At 64.0% G+C, this 18,404-nt stretch carries 17 protein-coding genes; 7 read left to right on the top strand and 10 right to left on the bottom strand.

Translation table 11 applies throughout. From position 1 onward, the window contains the following. Positions 1–4: 4 nt before the first annotated feature. From NRG23_RS21720 to choX, 5 genes are all read right to left on the bottom strand, one after another. Positions 5–1,168 (bottom strand): gamma-butyrobetaine dioxygenase, encoded by a 1,164-nt coding sequence (locus NRG23_RS21720; protein ID WP_110177494.1) that lies wholly within the window; start codon positions 1,166–1,168, stop codon positions 5–7. 165 nt (positions 1,169–1,333) lie between these two features. Next, on the bottom strand, positions 1,334–1,810 hold the full coding sequence (locus NRG23_RS21725; RefSeq protein ID WP_103331619.1) for a thioesterase family protein: 477 nt from the start codon (positions 1,808–1,810) through the stop codon (positions 1,334–1,336). Between the two features lie 144 nt (positions 1,811–1,954). After that, the gene (locus NRG23_RS21730; protein WP_110177492.1) at positions 1,955–2,920 is read right to left on the bottom strand and encodes an L-carnitine dehydrogenase; all 966 of its coding nucleotides are present in this window, start codon (positions 2,918–2,920) and stop codon (positions 1,955–1,957) included. 198 nt (positions 2,921–3,118) lie between these two features. After that, positions 3,119–4,006: a 3-keto-5-aminohexanoate cleavage protein gene (locus NRG23_RS21735; protein ID WP_009051243.1), complete on the bottom strand. Its 888-nt coding sequence runs from the start codon at positions 4,004–4,006 to the stop codon at positions 3,119–3,121. A gap of 73 nt (positions 4,007–4,079) precedes the next feature. Beyond that, complete coding sequence (gene choX / locus NRG23_RS21740) at positions 4,080–5,024, bottom strand: choline ABC transporter substrate-binding protein (RefSeq protein WP_101283795.1); 945 nt, start codon at positions 5,022–5,024, stop codon at positions 4,080–4,082. Between the two features lie 193 nt (positions 5,025–5,217). Here choX and NRG23_RS21745 point away from each other — a divergent pair, with 193 nt between their 5' ends. Then, the gene (locus tag NRG23_RS21745) at positions 5,218–6,165 is read left to right on the top strand and encodes a GlxA family transcriptional regulator (RefSeq protein ID WP_016704212.1); all 948 of its coding nucleotides are present in this window, start codon (positions 5,218–5,220) and stop codon (positions 6,163–6,165) included. A 98-nt stretch (positions 6,166–6,263) separates the two neighbouring features. Here the strand turns inward: NRG23_RS21745 and NRG23_RS21750 are convergent, their stop codons facing one another. The 4 genes from NRG23_RS21750 to NRG23_RS21765 form a co-directional block, all read right to left on the bottom strand. Continuing rightward, on the bottom strand, positions 6,264–6,680 hold the full coding sequence (locus NRG23_RS21750) for a DUF3010 family protein (protein ID WP_038636180.1): 417 nt from the start codon (positions 6,678–6,680) through the stop codon (positions 6,264–6,266). 33 nt (positions 6,681–6,713) lie between these two features. Beyond that, positions 6,714–7,082, bottom strand: coding sequence for a helix-turn-helix domain-containing protein (locus NRG23_RS21755; protein WP_110177490.1), 369 nt, complete (start codon positions 7,080–7,082; stop codon positions 6,714–6,716). Further along, positions 7,021–7,275: a type II toxin-antitoxin system RelE/ParE family toxin gene (locus tag NRG23_RS21760; protein ID WP_009051238.1), complete on the bottom strand. Its 255-nt coding sequence runs from the start codon at positions 7,273–7,275 to the stop codon at positions 7,021–7,023. The genes NRG23_RS21755 and NRG23_RS21760 overlap by 62 nt, the downstream gene beginning before the upstream one ends. A gap of 230 nt (positions 7,276–7,505) precedes the next feature. After that, entirely contained in the window at positions 7,506–7,907 is a 402-nt protein-coding gene (locus NRG23_RS21765) for a lysozyme inhibitor LprI family protein (RefSeq protein WP_009051237.1), read from the bottom strand. A 227-nt stretch (positions 7,908–8,134) separates the two neighbouring features. Between NRG23_RS21765 and NRG23_RS21770 the strand changes: the two genes are divergently transcribed. The 6 genes from NRG23_RS21770 to NRG23_RS21795 all read left to right on the top strand — a co-directional run bounded on the left by NRG23_RS21770 (position 8,135) and on the right by NRG23_RS21795 (position 16,000). Then, entirely contained in the window at positions 8,135–9,112 is a 978-nt protein-coding gene (locus tag NRG23_RS21770; protein WP_007926352.1) for a dipeptidase, read from the top strand. A 162-nt stretch (positions 9,113–9,274) separates the two neighbouring features. Next, entirely contained in the window at positions 9,275–9,805 is a 531-nt protein-coding gene (locus NRG23_RS21775) for a DUF5943 domain-containing protein (protein WP_003228980.1), read from the top strand. A 15-nt stretch (positions 9,806–9,820) separates the two neighbouring features. Then, complete coding sequence (gene dgcA / locus NRG23_RS21780) at positions 9,821–11,881, top strand: dimethylglycine demethylation protein DgcA (protein ID WP_038575195.1); 2,061 nt, start codon at positions 9,821–9,823, stop codon at positions 11,879–11,881. 163 nt (positions 11,882–12,044) lie between these two features. Beyond that, positions 12,045–13,994: a dimethylglycine demethylation protein DgcB gene (gene dgcB / locus NRG23_RS21785; RefSeq protein WP_016704210.1), complete on the top strand. Its 1,950-nt coding sequence runs from the start codon at positions 12,045–12,047 to the stop codon at positions 13,992–13,994. Further along, a complete protein-coding gene (locus tag NRG23_RS21790; RefSeq protein WP_257372039.1) occupies positions 13,994–15,214 on the top strand; it encodes an electron transfer flavoprotein subunit alpha/FixB family protein in 1,221 nt (406 codons plus the stop codon). Before dgcB ends, NRG23_RS21790 begins: the two co-directional genes overlap by 1 nt. Before the next feature lie 15 nt (positions 15,215–15,229). Further along, positions 15,230–16,000, top strand: a complete 771-nt coding sequence (locus NRG23_RS21795) for an electron transfer flavoprotein subunit beta (protein WP_009051233.1) — start codon at positions 15,230–15,232, stop codon at positions 15,998–16,000. 842 nt (positions 16,001–16,842) lie between these two features. On the opposite strand, the gene gbcA is transcribed toward NRG23_RS21795, so the two are convergent. Beyond that, on the bottom strand, positions 16,843–18,138 hold the full coding sequence (gene gbcA, locus NRG23_RS21800; RefSeq protein ID WP_009051232.1) for a glycine-betaine demethylase subunit GbcA: 1,296 nt from the start codon (positions 18,136–18,138) through the stop codon (positions 16,843–16,845). Between the last annotated feature and the right edge of the window lie 266 nt (positions 18,139–18,404).

Consider the following 18,404-nt stretch of genomic DNA (forward strand, 5'->3'; position numbering starts at 1 on the left):
CGGTCTAGCGCTGCAACACCAGGATTCGCGACAGCAACTCGTCGCGATCGATGTAGCACCCCTGGAAATGTCGCGCGCCGCTGGCGGGGTCGAAGGCGTTGCGCGCGTGCAGGGTGCGGCGGTTGTCGAAGCACCACAGTTCGCCGGGGTTGAGGCGCTGGATCAGGCGAAAGCGCGGCTCGCGGGTCATGGCGATAAAACGTCGATAGGCGCGGTACAGCCGGGGCATCTCGTCCACCGAGGCTTCGAACGGCCCGCGCAGGAAGTTGGCCATGCGGATCTCCGCGACGTCGCCCACTGCATCCAGGGCGATCACTGGCGCCAGGCAGCGGTAGTCGCTGTGGCGGTCCTTGTTGCGAAACTCCACGGGGATCTCGCACAACGCGCGAAATGCCTCGGGGTCTTCGCGGCGCAAGGCGTCGGCGATGGCAAAACCATCGACAAAAATGCTTTCGCCACCTTCGGCGTTGTTCACCAGGCAATGCAGGAACTGCAGGCCCGGTTGCAGCTCGCGGGTCGGCAGGTCGGTGTGCAGCGGCAGGTTGAAGGCGGTGTAGGCGTTGCTGTCGGCGTCGGCCTTGGACTGTACGTTGAACAGCACGCCGAAATTGCTCTCGCGGATAAAGGCAATACGCTTGGCGACCTGGGCCAGCGACCCCGGTTCGGTGGGCACGCCGCGGACCTGCGTCAGGCCGATATCGCGCACCGCCAGCAGCCATTGCAGCAGCGCCTGCGGGTCCTCCATCAGCGCCTGGTATTCGAATACCGGCAGTTGCAGCCGGCTGTCCCACAGCTGGCTTTGCGGCCGGCGCGCACGGCGCTCGGCGCGGCTTTCATCGTCGTAGGCGTGGGCCCGCAGCCAGCCCGGGTCGAAGCGGCTGAGGTGGCCGTCCTGCCAGGCGATGCTCAGGCAGCCCTGGGCGTCGATCCTGCTGGACGCCGGGGCCAGGTCTTCGGCGACGTCGACTATCTCCAGCACCTGCTCGCGGGTGACGCTGTAGACGCAGTGCGGGCAGGGGCAGTTGTCGCGCAGCCACTGATGATGAAAGGGGCTCGAGCGACCGTCGGCCCACTGCACCTGAACACGGTCCGCCAGGGCTTGTACGGCGGTCAACGCGCTGATCAACGGGTAACTGCGGAAGTCGGCAAAAGCGGTGGAGGTATTCACGGTGCAGTCCTTTTTTAGGCTCTGTACGAAAAGTGGCTGCGCTCGGTCATGCTGCGTTAAAAACAGGCTCGGAATGCTCATGTAGGCCCCTACACTCCGCTTCCTCGCCTGTTTTTGCCTTGCCTGACCTTCGCTCGCCGACTTTTCGTACAGACCCAGGGGTGGTTATTTTTCCGGCGGCAAGGCAATCACCCGGCCGATCCAGGCAGGGGCGGGCAGGTCGGCCTGCTCGGCGGCGATGGCTCGCAACCTGTTCAGCACCGGCTCGCTGAACGGCGCCGAACGCGGGCCGGCGAGGTCTACGTGGAGCAGCATCTGCTCGTTGCCGGCCAGTTCCAGGTCGCCACCGACCTTGTGCAGGCTGTGGTACAGGTGCAGGCGCTTGCGGTCGTGGCCGATGATTTGGGTGCGCACTTCGACCTCGGTATCGAGCTTCACTTCATGCAGGTAATTGAGGTGCAGCTCCAGGGTGAACAGCGAGTTGCCGCTGGCTTCGCGGTGGTTGCTGTCCATGCCCAGCTGGTCCATCAGGGCGTCGGTGGCGTAGCTGAAAATCAGCAGGTAGAAGGCGTCCCGCAGGTGGCCGTTGTAATCGACCCAGTCGGGGCTGATGCGGGTGGTGTAGGTGGTGAGTGCAGGCATGTCATGGGCTCACGAAAATGGCGGGCTGAACCTGTAGCCGCTGCCGCAGGCTGCGATAAGGCTCGAAGAGCCTTCCGAGGGCCGCATGAGCGCGTCTCCTTCGGAGCCGATCGCAGCCTGCGGCAGCGGCTACAGGGATGGGGGTTATTCGCTGAAGCTCATGCCGTGCTTGGCCTTGGTGGTTTTCACCGCGTCGAGCACGGCGAGCAGGCAGTCATCACGATAGCGCTCCAGCGCCGAAATGCTGTGTGTGCCGAGCTGCTCGGCAGTGCCTTCGACCACGTCGTCGATCAGCTTGTCGGTCAGTTCCGGGGCCGGCAGGTAGGTCCACGGCAGCTGCAGGGCCGGGCCGAACTGGGCCATGAAGTGCCGCATGCCGGCATCGCCCCCGGCCAGGGTGTAGGTCAGGAAGGTACCCATGAACGACCAGCGCAGGCCGGCGCCGAAGCGGATCGCGTCGTCGATTTCGCCGGTGGTGGCGACGCCGTCGTTGACCAGGTGCAGGGCCTCGCGCCACAGCGCCTCCAAAAGACGGTCGGCGATAAAACCCGGGACTTCCTTGCGTACATGCAGCGGGCGCATGCCGAGGGATTCATAGATCTTAATCGCCGCCTGCACGGCTTCTGGCGCGGTGTTCTTGCCGCCGACCACTTCCACCAGCGGCAGCAGGTACACCGGGTTGAACGGGTGGCCGACCACGCAGCGTTGCGGGTGGGTGGAACTCTCGTAGAACTCGCTCGGCAGCAGGCCGGAGGTGCTGGAGCCGATCAGCGCATCGGGCTTGGCCGCGGCGCTGATCCTGGCGTGCAGCTCGAGTTTCAGTTCCAGGCGTTCCGGGGCGCTTTCCTGGATGAAGTCGGCGTCTTTCACGCACTCCTCGATGGTCGCGACAAAGCGCAGGCGATCCTGCGAAGCGCCCGGTGCCAGGCCCTGTTTTTCCAGGGCACCCCAGGCATTGGCCACGCGCTTGCGCAGGGCCGCCTCGGCGCCGGGCGCCGGATCCCAGGCCACCACGTCCAGGCCGTGGGCGAGGGCGCGCGCTACCCAGCCGCTGCCGATGACACCGCTGCCCAGGGCAGCGAAGGTTTTGATCTCGGTGATAAAGCTCATGACAGGTTTCCTGAAAGTCAAAAGTGAACATATCTGTAGCCGCTGCCGAGCAACGCGAGGCTGCGTGCGGCTGCGCAGCAGTCGTAAGGCCGGTCGGCGCGGTGGATCAGGTAACTCGTGGTCGCCCTTGTGGCGGCTGCGTTGCAGCCGTGCGCAGCCTCGCGGGCTCGGCAGCGGCTACAGGCAACCGCCTTCGGGTCAGCCGCGCTTGCTCAGGCCCATCTTGGCCCGGCCCTCGGCCGGGGTCAGGACGCGGGCGCCGAGGCGGCTGAGGATCTCGCTGGCGCGTTCCACCAACTGGCCGTTGGTCGCCAGCACGCCCTTGTCCAGCCACAGGTTGTCCTCCAGGCCGACCCGCACGTTGCCGCCCAGCAGCACCGCCTGCGCGGCCATCGGCATCTGCATGCGGCCGATACCGAAACCGGCCCAGACCGCGCCCGCCGGCAGGTTGTCGACCATGGCCTTCATGGTGGTGGTGTCGGCCGGCGCGCCCCAGGGAATGCCCAGGCACAGCTGGAACAGCGGGTCGTCCAGCAGGCCTTCCTTGATCATCTGCTTGGCGAACCACAGGTGGCCGGTGTCGAAGATTTCCAGCTCGGCCTTCACCCCCAGCTCCTGGATGCGCTTGGCGCCGGCGCGCAGTTGCGCCGGGGTGGACACGTAAATGGTGTCGCCGTCGCCGAAGTTCAGGGTGCCGCAGTCCAGGGTGCAGATTTCCGGCAGCAGCTCCTCGACGTGGGCCAGGCGGGTCAGCGGGCCGACCAGGTCGGTATTGGGGCCGAACTCCATCGGGTTTTCGCCGGCGCCGATCTCCAGGTCGCCGCCCATGCCGGCGGTGAGGTTGACGATGATGTCGACGTCCGCTTCGCGGATACGCTCCATCACCTCCCGGTACAGCGCGACGTCGCGGCTGAACTTGCCGGTTTGCGGGTTGCGCACGTGGCAGTGGACCACGGTGGCGCCGGCCTTGGCCGCTTCCACCGCGGCGGCGGCAATCTGTTTCGGGGTGACCGGCACGTGGGGGCTCTTGGCGGTCGTGTCGCCAGCACCGGTGAGTGCGCAGGTGATGATGACGTCGTGGTTCATGGTGCGGGTTCCTTACAGGCGTGGTGAGTCGCTGCGCAGCCGTTTGGCGCTGCGCAGAGGGAGTTCGGGGTGGTTATTGGCTGGTCAGTTTCAGGTTGCCGGCGGCCGGCTTGCCATCGAAGGTGGTGACCCCTTCGAGCCAGCGCGCCTTGTCCTGCGGATGGTCGGCCAGCCATTGCCTGGCCGACTCCAGGGCGTCCTTGTGGTCGAGCAGAGGCTGCATCATGCGGCTCTCGTCCTCGGCGCTGAACGTCAGGTTGCTCAGCAGCCGGCTGACGTTCGGGCACTGTTCGGCATAGGCCGGCGCGGTAACGGTCCACACCGTGGCCATGCCTTCGTTCGGGCCCAGGGCATCGTCGCTGCCGGTGAGGTAGGTCATCTGCACGTTGACGTTCATCGGGTGCGGCGCCCAGCCGAAGAACACCACGGCTTCCTTGCGTCGTACCGCGCGATCCACCGCCGCCAGCATGCCGGCCTCGCTGGATTCGACCAGCTGGAATTTGCCCAGGCCGAACTGGTTCTTGGTGATCATCGCCTTGATCTGGGTATTGGCGCCCGAGCCGGGCTCGATGCCGTAGATCTTGCCGCCCAGCTCTTTCTCGAACTTGGCGATGTCGGCGAAGGTCTTCAGGCCCTTGTCCGCCAGGTAGGTGGGCACGGCGAGGGTGGCGCGGGCGTCCTTGAGGCTGGGCTCGGCCAGCACCTTGACCTGCTTGGCGTCGACGAACGGGGTGATGGTCTGGGTCATCAGCGGGTTCCAGTAGCCGAGGAACAGGTCCAGGCGCTGGTCGCGGATGCCGGCGAAAATGATCTGCTGCGAGGCGCTGGTCTGCTTGGTCTTGTAGCCGAGGCCGTCGAGCAGAACCTGGGCCATGGCGCTGGTGGCGATCACGTCGGTCCAGTTGACCACGCCGAGGCGCACGTTCTGGCAGCTGGCGGCGTCGGCGGCCATGGCGCCGGAGCTGAGAAAGACGGTACCGCTGAGTGCAAGGACGCAACTGCTGATCAGTCGTTTCATGAAGGTTTCCTCGGCAGGTCGTTATTGTCGGTCCCGGCGTCTATGTGCGCCGGTGATGCCACGTTACGCAGCCGGCGGGCGCTGAAAACGCACAGCGGCGACCGGCTCTTGCACTGCAGCGACCTTCGTCTTGAACCCGGCGTGGAAACGGCGTATCACAGTGGCCACGCTGCCCGTCATCCGAGTGCGTTCCATGTCCCAGGATTTCTATTTCTTGCTGATGCCGGGCTTCTCGGCCATCGGGTTCATCTCGGCCATTGAGCCGCTGCGGGTGGCCAATCGCTTTCGCGGCGAGCTGTATCGCTGGCATGTGCTGAGCGCCGATGGCGGCGCGGTATTGGCGAGCAACGGCATGTCGGTCAACGCCGATGCGGCGCTGGAGCCGTTGAAGAAGGGCGCGACCCTGTTGGTGGTGGCTGGCTTCGAGCCACTGAAGTTCGTCACCCCGGCGCTGGTGCACTGGTTGCGCCGCCTGGATGTGGAGGGCGTGACCCTGGGCGGCATCGACACCGGCAGCGTGGTCCTGGCCGAAGCCGGGCTGCTCGAAGGCCACCGCGTGACCCTGCACTGGGAAGCGATCGAGGCGTTCAAGGAGTCCTATCCGCAGCTCAGCGTGACCCAGGAGTTGTTCGAGATCGACCGGCGGCGCATCACTTCGGCCGGCGGCACCGCGTCCATCGACATGATGCTCGACCTGATCGGCCAGGCCCACGGCCCGGAGCTGGCGATCCAGGTCAGCGAACAGTTCGTGCTCGGGCGCATCCGCCCGCGCAAGGACCACCAGCGCATGGAAGTCGCCACCCGCTACGGTATCCGCAACAAGAAACTGGTGCAGGTGATCGGCGAGATGGAGCAACACAGCGAGCCGCCCCTGAGCACCCTGCAACTGGCCGAGTCGATCAAGGTCACCCGACGCCAGCTCGAACGCTTGTTCCGCCTGCACCTGAACGACACCCCGAGCAACTTCTACCTGGGGCTGCGCCTGGAAAAGGCCCGGCAACTGCTGCGCCAGACCGACATGAGCGTGCTGGAAGTCAGCATCGCCTGCGGCTTCGAGTCACCCTCGTATTTCACCCGCAGCTATCGCGCGCGTTTTGCCCAGTGCCCGCGGGAAGACCGGCGCCAAAGCCTGAAGGCCTGAGCGACCTGATCCTGTAGGAGCGAAGCTTGCTCGCGATGCAGGCAACGCGCAGCGTCAGACAAACCGCCATCGCGGGCAAGCCTCGCTCCTACGCAGGGTTATTTTTTCAGCAGCGCCGCACACGCGGTCTTGTACGCCTCATGCTGATACTTGTTCAGCGTCGCCGGCAGGTCGAAGTTGTGCTTTTTGTTCTGCGCATTGATGGTCTGCGGCGATAGCAGGGTCACCTCGCAGTTGTCCAGCAGCTGGAACACGCCTTCGATCTTGAAGGTGGTCGGGCCGCCGGCGAATTCGCCTTTTTTACTGCGTTTCTTGATGGCAATGCGGCTGATGCCGTTGTCGCGGACGAAGGCAGCGACCTGGGTGGCGAAGGCTTTGACGTTGGTGGCCTCGTCATCGTCGTCCAGGGCGATTTTCTTGCAGGCGTTGGCCAGGTGCTGCACCGTGCCGTCTTGCAGGGTGGCCATGGCGAAGATGGCTTCGCTGCCTTTGATTTCGATGCCGCAGATGCTCATGGAAAGACCTTTTCTCGGTGAATGGCGTGCAGCTTACAGTTCCAGCTGGTCGGCGCGAATGCCAAAGGCCGCGGCGATCTTCTCGCGGGTGGCGCGCCGGGGCTTGGCGACGCTTTCCTGCTGGGCGAAGGCCGACTGGGAAATGCCCAGGCGCCTGGCGACCTCGTCCTGGGTCAGGTGCAGGTGTTCGCGCCAGGCGCGGATCGGCGTGGCGCCGTCAACGATGCGGCTGACCACGTCATGGGGGATCAGGTCCGGCTCCTGCTGTTGCGCCACATAGTGCGCATAAGGGATCACCACGAACGCCGGCTTGCCGTCCGTGCCATTGATGATCTGGATGTCAGTAGGTGCGTTCGTCACGTTTCTTGACCTCTTGGATACTGACCACTCGGATAGCGCCATCCCAGTCGAACAGGATTCGATAGTTGCCCACTCGCAGGCGGTAGGCATAGGTGTGGCCGCTGAGTGCCTTGACGTTGCCGGTATCGGGCATGTCGCCGAGCAAGGTCACCGCATCGCGGATCTGTACCTGATGGGCGCTGTGCAATCGCAGCAGTTGTTTGACGGCCTTACGGGTCCACAGGATGCTGTTCATGAACGAATATAAGCCTTTTATAAGATTAAGCAATCTTTGCTTATATTCGCCTGCGGGCCAAGGCGAGAACCTTGTCCAGGTATTGCTCATGGCTTGTTACAGCTGGGGGGAGGGGAAGGTCAGGGGATTTTCGCGAGCAAGCTCGCTCCTACAGGCGTTGCGCCATACCTGTAGGAGCGAGCTTGCTCGCGATGACGTCATGACGGTTGCCGCAGAGGCATCGGTCGGGCCTATTCCTGCCCGATCGACTCCAGAAACTCCGACCGCTCATCGCTCATGCGCGCCAGGCAATCGGCCTGGGCAATGGCGTAGGCCTTGCTGCCGGGTTTGGCGGGGAAGGTGTCGATGGCGCAGTCGGCGTCGCGCTGTTTCTGCCACAGCTGCTGGGCGTTCTGGACCTTGGCGGTGATGTCGGCCAGCTGCGCCTTGTCGCTGCCGTATTGCGTGCCCAGGCGTTCGAGCAGGCCCTGCAGGTTGTCGCTCAGCAGTTGCTCGGCGGTGGTTTTGTTGAAAGTGGCGCATTCCAGAGTCTGTTGGTCCTGTTCGACGCTGTCGCACGGGGAGTTGTCGGCTTCTTCAGCCGCCTGTGCGCCAGTCGCCAGCAGTGCCAAAGCCAGGAAGATCGATTTCATTGCGTCGCAGCCCCCTCTAATCCAGTGATGCGGCGGATTCTGGCCCATGCGCATGACAAAGAACAGATGGGGCAAGGGACGCCTGGCAGACCCTTTGTCGCGGATTGACGCTTTCGGCAATTCCCCTGTCGTTTTTGCACCCGGCTGCCCGGGCACCGAGGCATATGCTGACCCCAAAGCGCCGGCAGACGATTCGGCGCATGAATTGCCAATAAGGGGACTGCCTGATGAGCCCAGCCGAATTGCACGCCGACAGCATCGTTATCGACGGGCTGATCATTGCCAAGTGGAACCGTGAGCTGTTCGAAGACATGCGTAAAGGCGGCCTGACCGCGGCCAACTGCACCGTGTCGGTGTGGGAGGGCTTCCAGGCCACGGTCAACAACATTGCCTCCAGCCAGAAGCTGATCCGCGAGAACAGCGACCTGGTGATGCCGGTGCGCACCACCGCCGACATCCGCAAGGCGAAGGAGCTGGGCAAGACCGGCATCCTTTTCGGCTTCCAGAATGCCCACGCCTACGAAGACCAGATCGGCTACGTCGAGGTGTTCAAGCAGCTGGGCGTGGGTATCGTGCAGATGTGCTACAACACCCAGAATCTGGTGGGTACCGGCTGCTACGAGCGCGACGGCGGCCTGTCGGGCTTCGGTCGCGAGATCGTCGCCGAGATGAACCGCGTCGGCGTCATGTGCGACCTGTCCCACGTCGGCTCCAAGACCAGCGAGGAAGTCATCCTCGAATCGAAGAAACCGGTCTGCTATTCCCACTGCCTGCCGTCGGGCCTCAAGGAGCACCCGCGCAACAAGTCCGATGAAGAACTGAAATTCATCGCCGACCACGGTGGTTTCGTCGGCGTGACCATGTTCGCGCCGTTCCTGGCCAAGGGCATCGATTCGACCATCGACGACTACGCCGAAGCCATCGAATACACCATGAACATCGTCGGCGAAGACGCCATCGGCATCGGCACCGACTTCACCCAGGGCCATGGCCAGGACTTCTTCGAATACCTGACCCACGACAAGGGCTACGCCCGTCGCCTGACCAACTTCGGCAAGATCATCAACCCGCTGGGCATCCGCACCGTGGGCGAGTTCCCCAACCTCACCGAGACCCTGCTCAAGCGCGGTCACTCCGAGCGTGTGGTGCGCAAGATCATGGGCGAGAACTGGGTCAACGTCCTCAAGGACGTCTGGGGCGAATAACGCCAACCTTCCACTGCACACACCAGTAGCCGCTGCCGAAGGCTGCGATCGGCTCCGAAGGAGACGCGTTCTTGCGGTCCTCGGAAGGCTCTTCGAGCCTTATCGCAGCCTTCGACGGCGGCTACAGATGCACCAATCCAAAGAATTCTGGAGTTTTTACCCATGGCCAAGATCGCCCCGCAACTGCCCATCGAAGTCGACAGCGAAACCGGTGTCTGGACCTCCGACGCCCTGCCGATGCTGTACGTGCCGCGTCACTTCTTCGTCAACAACCACATGGGCATCGAGGAAGTGCTGGGCGCCGAGGCCTATGCCGAGATCCTCTACAAGGCCGGCTACAAGTCCGCCTGGCACTGGTGCGAAAAAGAAGCCGAATGCCACGGCCTGGAAGGCGTCGCGGTGTTCGAGCACTACATGAAGCGCCTGTCGCAGCGCGGCTGGGGCCTGTTCAAGATCCAGGACATCGACCTCGACAAGGGCACCGCCAGCGTCAAGCTCGAACACTCGGCCTTCGTCTATGTGTACGGCAAGGTCGGGCGCAAGGTCGACTACATGTTCACCGGCTGGTTCGCCGGCGCCATGGACCAGATTCTGGCCGCCCGCGGTAGCAAGATCCGCACCGTCGCCGAACAGGTCTACGGCGGTTCCGAAGAAGGCCACGACGATGGCCTGTTCACCGTCAAGCCGTTGTAAGCGGAGTTAAGAAAAATGGCTTTCGAAGCGATGTTCCAGCCGATCCAGATCGGCAAACTGACCATCCGCAACCGGGTGCTCAGCACCGCGCACGCCGAGGTCTACGCCACCGACGGCGGCATGACCACCGACCGCTACGTGAAGTATTACGAAGAGAAAGCCAAGGGCGGTATCGGCCTGGCGATCTGTGGCGGCTCGTCCGTGGTGGCCATCGACAGCCCGCAGGAATGGTGGAGCTCGGTGAACCTGTCCACCGACCGCATCATTCCGCACTTCCAGAACCTGGCCGACGCCATGCACAAGCATGGTGCCAAGATCATGATCCAGATTACCCACATGGGCCGCCGCTCGCGCTGGGACGGTTTCAACTGGCCGACCCTGATGTCGCCGTCGGGCATCCGCGAACCGGTGCACCGCGCCACCTGCAAGACCATCGAGCCGGAAGAGATCTGGCGGGTGATCGGCAACTACGCCCAGGCCGCGCGCCGGGCCAAGGCCGGCGGCCTGGACGGCGTCGAGCTGTCCGCCGTGCACCAGCACATGATCGACCAGTTCTGGAGCCCGCGGGTCAACAAGCGGACCGACGAATGGGGCGGCAGCTTCGAAGGCCGGATGAAGTTCGGCCTGGAAGTGCTCAAGGCAGTGCGCGCCGAAGTCGGCGACGATTTCTGCGTGGGCATGCGTATCTGCGGTGACGAGTTCCACCCGGACGGCCTGTCCCATGAGGACATGAAGCAGATCGCCAAGTATTACGACGACACCGGCATGCTCGATTTCATCGGCGTCGTGGGTTCGGGTTGCGACACCCACAACACCCTGGCCAACGTGATTCCGAACATGAGTTATCCACCGGAGCCGTTCCTGCACCTGGCTGCCGGGATCAAGGAAGTGGTCAAGGTTCCGGTGCTGCATGCGCAGAACATCAAGGACCCGAACCAGGCTACCCGTATCCTGGAAGGCGGTTACGTCGACATGGTCGGCATGACCCGCGCGCACATTGCCGACCCGCACCTGATCGCCAAGATCAAGATGGGCCAGATCGATCAGATCAAGCAGTGCGTGGGCGCCAACTACTGCATCGACCGCCAGTACCAGGGCCTGGACGTGCTGTGCATCCAGAACGCTGCGACCTCCCGTGAATACCTGGGCGTGCCGCACATCATCGAGAAATCCACCGGGCCGAAACGCAAGGTGGTGGTGGTCGGTGCCGGCCCTGCCGGCATGGAATCGGCACGGGTGGCGGCCGAACGGGGCCATGACGTGACCCTGTTCGAGAAGAAAGAGGCCATCGGCGGGCAGATCACCACCGCCGCGAAAGCGCCGCAACGCGACCAGATCGCCGGTATCACCCGCTGGTACCAGCTGGAGCTGGCACGGCTGAAGGTCGACCTGCGCCTGGGCACCGCAGCCGATGCCGAGACCATCCTCGACCTGCGTCCGGACATCGTGGTGCTGGCCGTCGGCGGGCATCCGTTCCTCGAGCAGAACGAGCACTGGGGCGCCGCCGAAGGGCTGGTGGTCAGCAGCTGGGACGTGCTCGACGGCAAGGTCGCGCCGGGCAAGAACGTGCTGGTCTACGACACCATTTGCGAGTTCACCGGCATGTCGGTGGCCGACTTCCTCGCCGACAAGGGCAGCCAGGTCGAGATCGTCACCGACGACATCAAGCCGGGCGTGGCCATCGGCGGTACGTCCTTCCCGACCTACTACCGCAGCATGTACCCCAAAGAAGTGATCATGACCGGCGACATGATGCTGGAAAAGGTCTACCGCGAAGGCGACAAGCTGGTGGCGGTGCTGGAGAACGAATACACCGGCGCCAAAGAGGAGCGGGTGGTCGACCAGGTAGTGGTGGAGAACGGCGTGCGGCCTGACGAAGCGATCTACTACGCGCTCAAGGAAGGTTCGCGCAACAAGGGCCAGGTCGACGTCGAAGCGCTGTTCGCGATCAAGCCACAGCCTTCGTTGAGCCAGGCGGGCGACGGTTATCTGCTGTTCCGCATCGGTGACTGCGTGGCGCAGCGCAACACCCACGCGGCCATCTATGACGCCCTGCGGATCTGCAAGGATTTCTAAGCGCTTGTGGATAACCCTGTAGGAGCGAGGCTTGCCCGCGAAAGCAATGGATCTGCCGACATCCACGGTGAATGTCAGCACGTCTTCGCGGGCAAGCCTCGCTCCTACAGAGGACGAGCAAGTCATCCAGGTAGTTAAGCCCGAGGTCTTTGGGAGCTCCACCATGTTGAACACCCTTCTTCCCATCCTGCTGTTCGCAGCCATCGGCCTGGCTGTCCTGGGCGCGTTGCGGCGGGTGGCCATGTGGCGCCGGGGCCGTGCGTCCAAGGTCGACCTGATCGGCGGCCTGCTGGCCATGCCCAAGCGCTACATGGTCGACCTGCACCATGTGGTGGCGCGGGACAAATACATCGCCAACACCCACGTGGCCACGGCCGGTGGCGCGGTGGCGTCCATCGTGCTGGCGATTCTGGTGCACGGTTTCGGCCTGCATAACCGCATCCTCGGCTACGCCTTGCTGCTGATGTCGGCGGTGATGTTCGTCGGCGCGATCTTCGTCTACCTGCGCCGCCGCAACCCGCCGGCGCGCCTGTCGAAAGGCCCGTGGATGCGCCTGCCGAAAAGCCTGCTGGCGTTCTCGGCGTCGTTCTTCCTGGTGACCCTGCCGGTGGCCGGGATCCTCCCGGAAAACTTCGGTGGCTGGGTACTGGCGGTGATCCTCGGCATCGGTGTGTTGTGGGGCGTGTCCGAGCTGTTTTTCGGCATGACCTGGGGCGGCCCGATGAAGCACGCCTTCGCCGGTGCCCTGCATTTGGCCTGGCACCGCCGCGCCGAACGCTTCGGTGGCGGCCGTTCCACCGGCCTCAAGCCGCTGGACCTGGAAGACCCGAATGCGCCGCTGGGCGTGGAAAAACCCAAGGATTTCACCTGGAACCAATTGCTGGGCTTCGACGCCTGCGTGCAGTGCGGTAAATGCGAAGCCGCGTGCCCGGCCTTTGCCGCCGGCCAGCCGCTGAACCCGAAAAAGCTGATCCAGGACATGGTGGTTGGCCTGGCGGGCGGTACTGACGCCAAGTTCGCTGGCAGCCCGTATCCGGGTAAACCGATTGGCGAACACAGCGGCAATCCGCACCAGCCGATCGTCAACGGCCTGGTGGACGCCGAGACCCTGTGGTCCTGCACCACTTGCCGCGCTTGCGTCGAGGAATGCCCGATGATGATCGAGCACGTCGATGCCATCGTCGACATGCGCCGTCACCTGACCCTGGAGAAGGGCGCCACCCCGAACAAGGGCGCCGAAGTCCTGGAAAACCTGATCGCCACCGACAACCCGGGCGGTTTTGCCCCGGGCGGGCGGATGAACTGGGCGGCGGACCTCAACCTGGCGCTGCTGGGCGAGAAGAAGACCACCGACGTGCTGTTCTGGGTTGGCGACGGTGCGTTCGACATGCGCAACCAGCGCACCCTGCGCGCCTTCGTCAAAGTGCTGAAAGCGGCCAAGGTCGACTTCGCGGTACTCGGCCTGGAAGAGCGCGACAGCGGCGACGTGGCCCGGCGCCTGGGCGACGAGGCGACCTTCCAGCTGCTGGCCAAGCGCAATATCCAGACCCTGGCCAAGTACAGCTTCAAGCGCATCGTCACCTGCGACCCCCACAGTTTCCATGTGCTGAAAAACGAATACGGCGCCCTCGGTGGCGACTACGTGGTGCAGCACCACAGCACCTACATGGCCGAGCTGATTACCGCTGGTGCCCTGAATCTGGGCCAGCACAAAGGCAACAGCGTGACCTATCACGACCCGTGCTACCTGGGCCGCTACAACGGCGAGTACGAGGCGCCGCGGGAAGTGCTGCGGGCGCTGGGGATCGAGGTCAAGGAAATGCAACGTTCCGGTTTCCGCTCGCGCTGCTGCGGCGGTGGCGGCGGCGCGCCGATCACCGACATCCCGGGCAAGCAGCGGATCCCCGACATGCGCATGGACGACATCCGCGAAACCGGCGCCGAGCTGGTGGCCGTGGGTTGTCCACAATGCACCGCGATGCTCGAAGGCGTGGTCGAACCACGACCGCTGATCAAGGACATTGCCGAACTGGTGGCCGACGCCTTGCTGGAAGACGCCGCGCCCGGCAAGCCGGCGACCCCGGCCAAACGTGAACCTGCGGAGGCCCACTGATGAGCGACATTATCCGCCGCGACCCGCGGGCCGAATGGATCGCCCGTAACCGCCTGCACCCGCTGCACGCGGCCCTGCAGCCGGCGCAGCACAGCTGGATGGGGCCCAACGGCATCATCCGCAAGAACCCCCATGGGGTCGGTTTCATCGGCCCCAACGGCATCAAGCGCATCGACCGCAGCGGCGCCCAGCAGGGCGGGGCGGTCAAGCGCAGTGCTGCGGTCGAAGTCCAGCTGCCGTTGCATCAGGTGGCGCAGCCGGCGTTCTACATCAGCGTGGTGCCGGACATGGTCGGCGGCCGCCTGAGCAGCCACGACCGCGACTTGCTGGGCCTGGCCCATCAGTTGGCCGGCAAGGACGGCGCGGTGCTGGCGGTGGTGTTCGGCGAGCACAAGGAAAACGCCTTCGCCACGGCCGGCGTCGACCGCCTGCTGGTGCTGGAAGGCAACGAATTCAGCGGTTATGCACCGGAACAACGGGTCCAGGGCCTGCGGGCTGTGGATAACCAGTTCGGCCCGCGTCACTGGCTGCTGCCCGACAGCCGTACCGGTGGCGGCGAACTGGGCCGACGCTTTGCCGCGGCCCTGGGCGAACGCCCGGCCACGCGGGTCTGGCAGGTCAAGGACGAGCAGTGCATCGGCCGTGCCGGTGCCGGCTTGCAGGACCTGGCCCGGCCGCTGGCACGCTTGATCCTGGCCGCCGCCGAATGCGCCGAGCCGGTCAGCGAAACCCGCCACGAAGCCCTGCCGGTGGAGTTATCCACAACGGTGGCGCGCAGCCTGGCGCGGATCGAAGACCTGGGCGCGGTGGCGGTGGACCCGGCGGCGATTCCCATGGCCGAGGCCGAATTCATTTTCTCCGGCGGCAACGGGGTCAAGGACTGGGAGCTTTTCCACAGGACCGCCGCGGCCCTGGGCGCCACCGAAGGCGCGTCGCGGGTGGCGGTGGACGACGGTTTCATGGCCCGCGACCGTCAGGTCGGCGCCTCGGGCACCTGGGTTACCGCCCGGGTGTACGTGGCGGTGGGGATTTCCGGGGCGATCCAGCACCTGCAGGGCATCGGTGCCTGCGACAAGGTGGTGGCGATCAACCTCGATCCGGGCTGCGACATGATCAAACGCGCCGACCTGTCGGTGATTGGCGAAAGCGCCGAGCTTCTTCAAGCCTTGATCGCGGCGGTAGAGGCCTACCGCAACGGCGCCAAGCGCGATGCGGCTTAAGGGAAGGATAGGGTTATGAGTACTAATGTGATCAGCCTGGTGTCCATCGGCGCCCACCCGACTTCCGGCCGGCCACGGCGTGCCGAGCAGGATGCGCGGGCGGTCGAGCTGGGGCTGCAACTGGCCGGGGACAGGCTGCAGGTGCTGCATGCCGGCGATATCGCCGAACCGGCCCTGCGCGCGTACCTGGGCATGGGCCTGGAACAGATGCACGTGCTGGAGCAGTCGGCCGGTGCCGACGCGCTGCCGGCGCTGACCGATTATCTGCGCGATGCCGGGGCGCAAGTGGTGCTCACCGGCAGCCAGGCGGAAACCGGCGAAGGTTCGGGCATGCTGCCGTTCCTGCTGGCGGAAAACCTCGGCTGGCCGCTGGTGGTGGGCCTGGCCCAGGTGGAATCCATCGACAGTGGCGTGGCCCTGGTGCTGCAAGCCCTGCCGCGTGGCCAGCGCCGTCGGCTGAAGGTGCGCCTGCCGTTCCTCGCCACTGTGGATAACGCCGCGCCCAAGCCACGGCAGAGTGCCTACGGCCCGGCCCGACGCGGGGTGCTGCAGGCGCGGCAGGTGGAAGTGCTCGACGATGAGTTGTTCACCAGCGCCACCCTGCAACCGGCCAAACCCCGGCCCAAGCGCCTGAAAGTGATCAAGGCCAAGAGCGGCGCCGACCGCATGAAAGCCGCGACTGCCAAGGCCAGCGGCGGTGGTGGCCAGGTGCTCAAGGGCGTCAGCGCCGAAGCCGGGGCCGAGGCCATCCTCAAGCTGTTGATCGAAGAAGGCGTGGTCCGTTAGGGCCAGGCCTGTCGCTCCACCGTTATCGCGAGCAAGCTTCGCTCCTATAGGGGAGCGGCTTGCTTGTGACTGATTCCCCTCCTGCATCCACGGTTACCCACAATCCCTGTGCGCGCCTCTGTGGATAAGATGTTCGTCCCTCTCTGCAAGCCTCGCCAATCAAGCGCTACAGCGCGTTGTACGAAAAATGATCAAGCTAAGTCGAGGTTTTTCCGAAGGTTTTTCTGTGGATAAGGAATTCCCTCGCTCCTCTGCTGCTGCCGACTTGCCCCCAAAGTCTGTTGGCCTCTTTGTGGATAAGATGTTCGCTGTCCGCTGAGAGCCTTATAAAAAGCGACTTTCAGAGGGTTGATCAAAAAACAGTCAACTCCGGGGTTTTGTCCTGTCGGCGGTACTGAAGCCTCGATATTTCGCGCTATTCGACGGTTTTCCACAGCCCGATGCCTTTCACAGCGAAGTTGCCCCCAAAGTCTGTTGGCGCTTCTGTGGATAAGGTGTTCGCCTTCGTCTATGGCCCTTTAAATACGTGGCTTACAGGCTGATGATCAAAAAACGATCAAAGCTGTATGGAAAAGGCCTTTCTGGATAAGTCACGGATTTTCTTCAGGTTCTACCAACGAATTCGCCGGCTGAACGCCGAGTTGCCCACATTTGCTGTGGGTGGAGATGTGGATAACTTGTTCGCGGAAGGCTGGGGGCCTTGTCGGCCATGGCCGGGAAGGGGGTAGATCAGATTTTGTACAGCGACTTCGTCCTGGTAGGAGCGAAGCTTGCTCGCGATGAACGATAACCCGGTGTGGCAGATGCACCGTGTCGCGGTCATCGCGAGCAAGGACTCGGGGTCAGCCGTGAACCGGCACGCCCTTGAGGTACGGAGCCGGTTCGGCGCCGAGGTTGCTCAGCATGCGCTCGCTGTACCAGTCCACGAAGTTGACCACGCCGAACTCGTAGGTCTTGGAGTACGGGCCTGGCTGGTAGGCCGTGGAGTTGATGCCACGCTGGTTCTCTTCGGCCAGGCGACGGTCCTGGTCGTTGGTGGCGTCCCACACCTGGCGCATGCGCTCGACGTCGTAGTCCACGCCTTCGACCGCGTCCTTGTGCACCAGCCACTTGGTGGTGACCATGGTTTCCTGGGCGCTGATCGGCCATACGGTGAACACGATGATGTGGTCGCCCATGCAGTGGTTCCACGAGTGCGGCAGGTGCAGGATGCGCATCGAGCCCAGGTCCGGGTTCTTGATCCGGCCCATCAGCTTGGCGCAGCCCTGCTTGCCGTCCATGGTCATGGACACGGTGCCCTTGAGCAGCGGCATGCGCACGATGCGGTTACGCAGGCCGAAGCTGGCGTGGGCGTAAGGGATCTTCTCGGCTTCCCAGGCGGTGGCGCAGGCGCTCACGTGGTCCTTGAACGCCTGGTCGGCGCGCGGGTCGGTGACGTCGTCCCACTCCAGCAGGGTCTTCAGCAGTTCCGGGTGTGAACCGCCGCAGTGGTAGCACTCGCGGTTGTTCTCCAGCACCAGCTTCCAGTTGGCCTTTTCCATCAAGGTGGTTTGCACCGCCACCTTGGTGTTCTCCATGTCGTAGGGTTCCATGTAGTGCGTCAGGGTCGCCAGGAAGTCATCGATGGCCGGCGGGTTTTCCGCGAGGCTGATGAAGATGTAGCCACCGGCGGTCTTCACGTTCACCGGCTTGAGGCCGTACTGCTTCATGTCGAAGTCGGCGCCCATCTCGGTGCCGGCGAACAGCAGGCGGCCGTCCAGCTCGTAGGTCCACTGGTGGTAGTGGCAGACCAGCTTGGCGACCTTGCCCTTATCGCTGGTGCACAGGCGCGAACCGCGGTGGCGGCAGACGTTGTGGAAGGCATGGACTACGCCGTCGGCGCCACGGATCACGATGATCGGGTTCTTGCCGACCTGCAGGGTCATGTAGTTGCCCTTGGTCGGAATCTCGCAGGTCATGCCGGCGATCAGCCATTCCTTCTGGAAGATCTCCTGCATGTCGATATCGAACAGGCGCTCGTCGCAATAGAACGGCTGCGGCAGGGAAAAGGTCCGCTCGCGTTCTTGGAGCATTTGTGCGGTGGCCTTGCGTGCGGGTTCCAGCGGATCGCCCAGGCTCAGGGTTGCGGTGACGTCCATCGTTTTGGTCCTCATGGCCATCTGTGTGGCCGGCGAAAGTGACTACGGTTGCTACGCAAGGCTGAAAGAAAATCAGCGGTTATCAGTTGAGGCGAGTGTGGGGCCGGCGCGGTCCAGAACCTTATCCATGGGCGACATGGCCCAATCTGTTCCCGACGCGCAAGCCCCGGTGGTTGGGGGCTGGTCGCGATAAGTATGTGAATGTCGCAGATAGGTAAATGGGTGTTTATGGGCCTGCGCACAATCGCCACCATAAAGGCCGGCAG

The sequence above is a fragment of the Pseudomonas sp. T8 genome (assembly GCF_024610635.1).
GTDB lineage: Bacteria > Pseudomonadota > Gammaproteobacteria > Pseudomonadales > Pseudomonadaceae > Aquipseudomonas > Aquipseudomonas chlororaphis_I.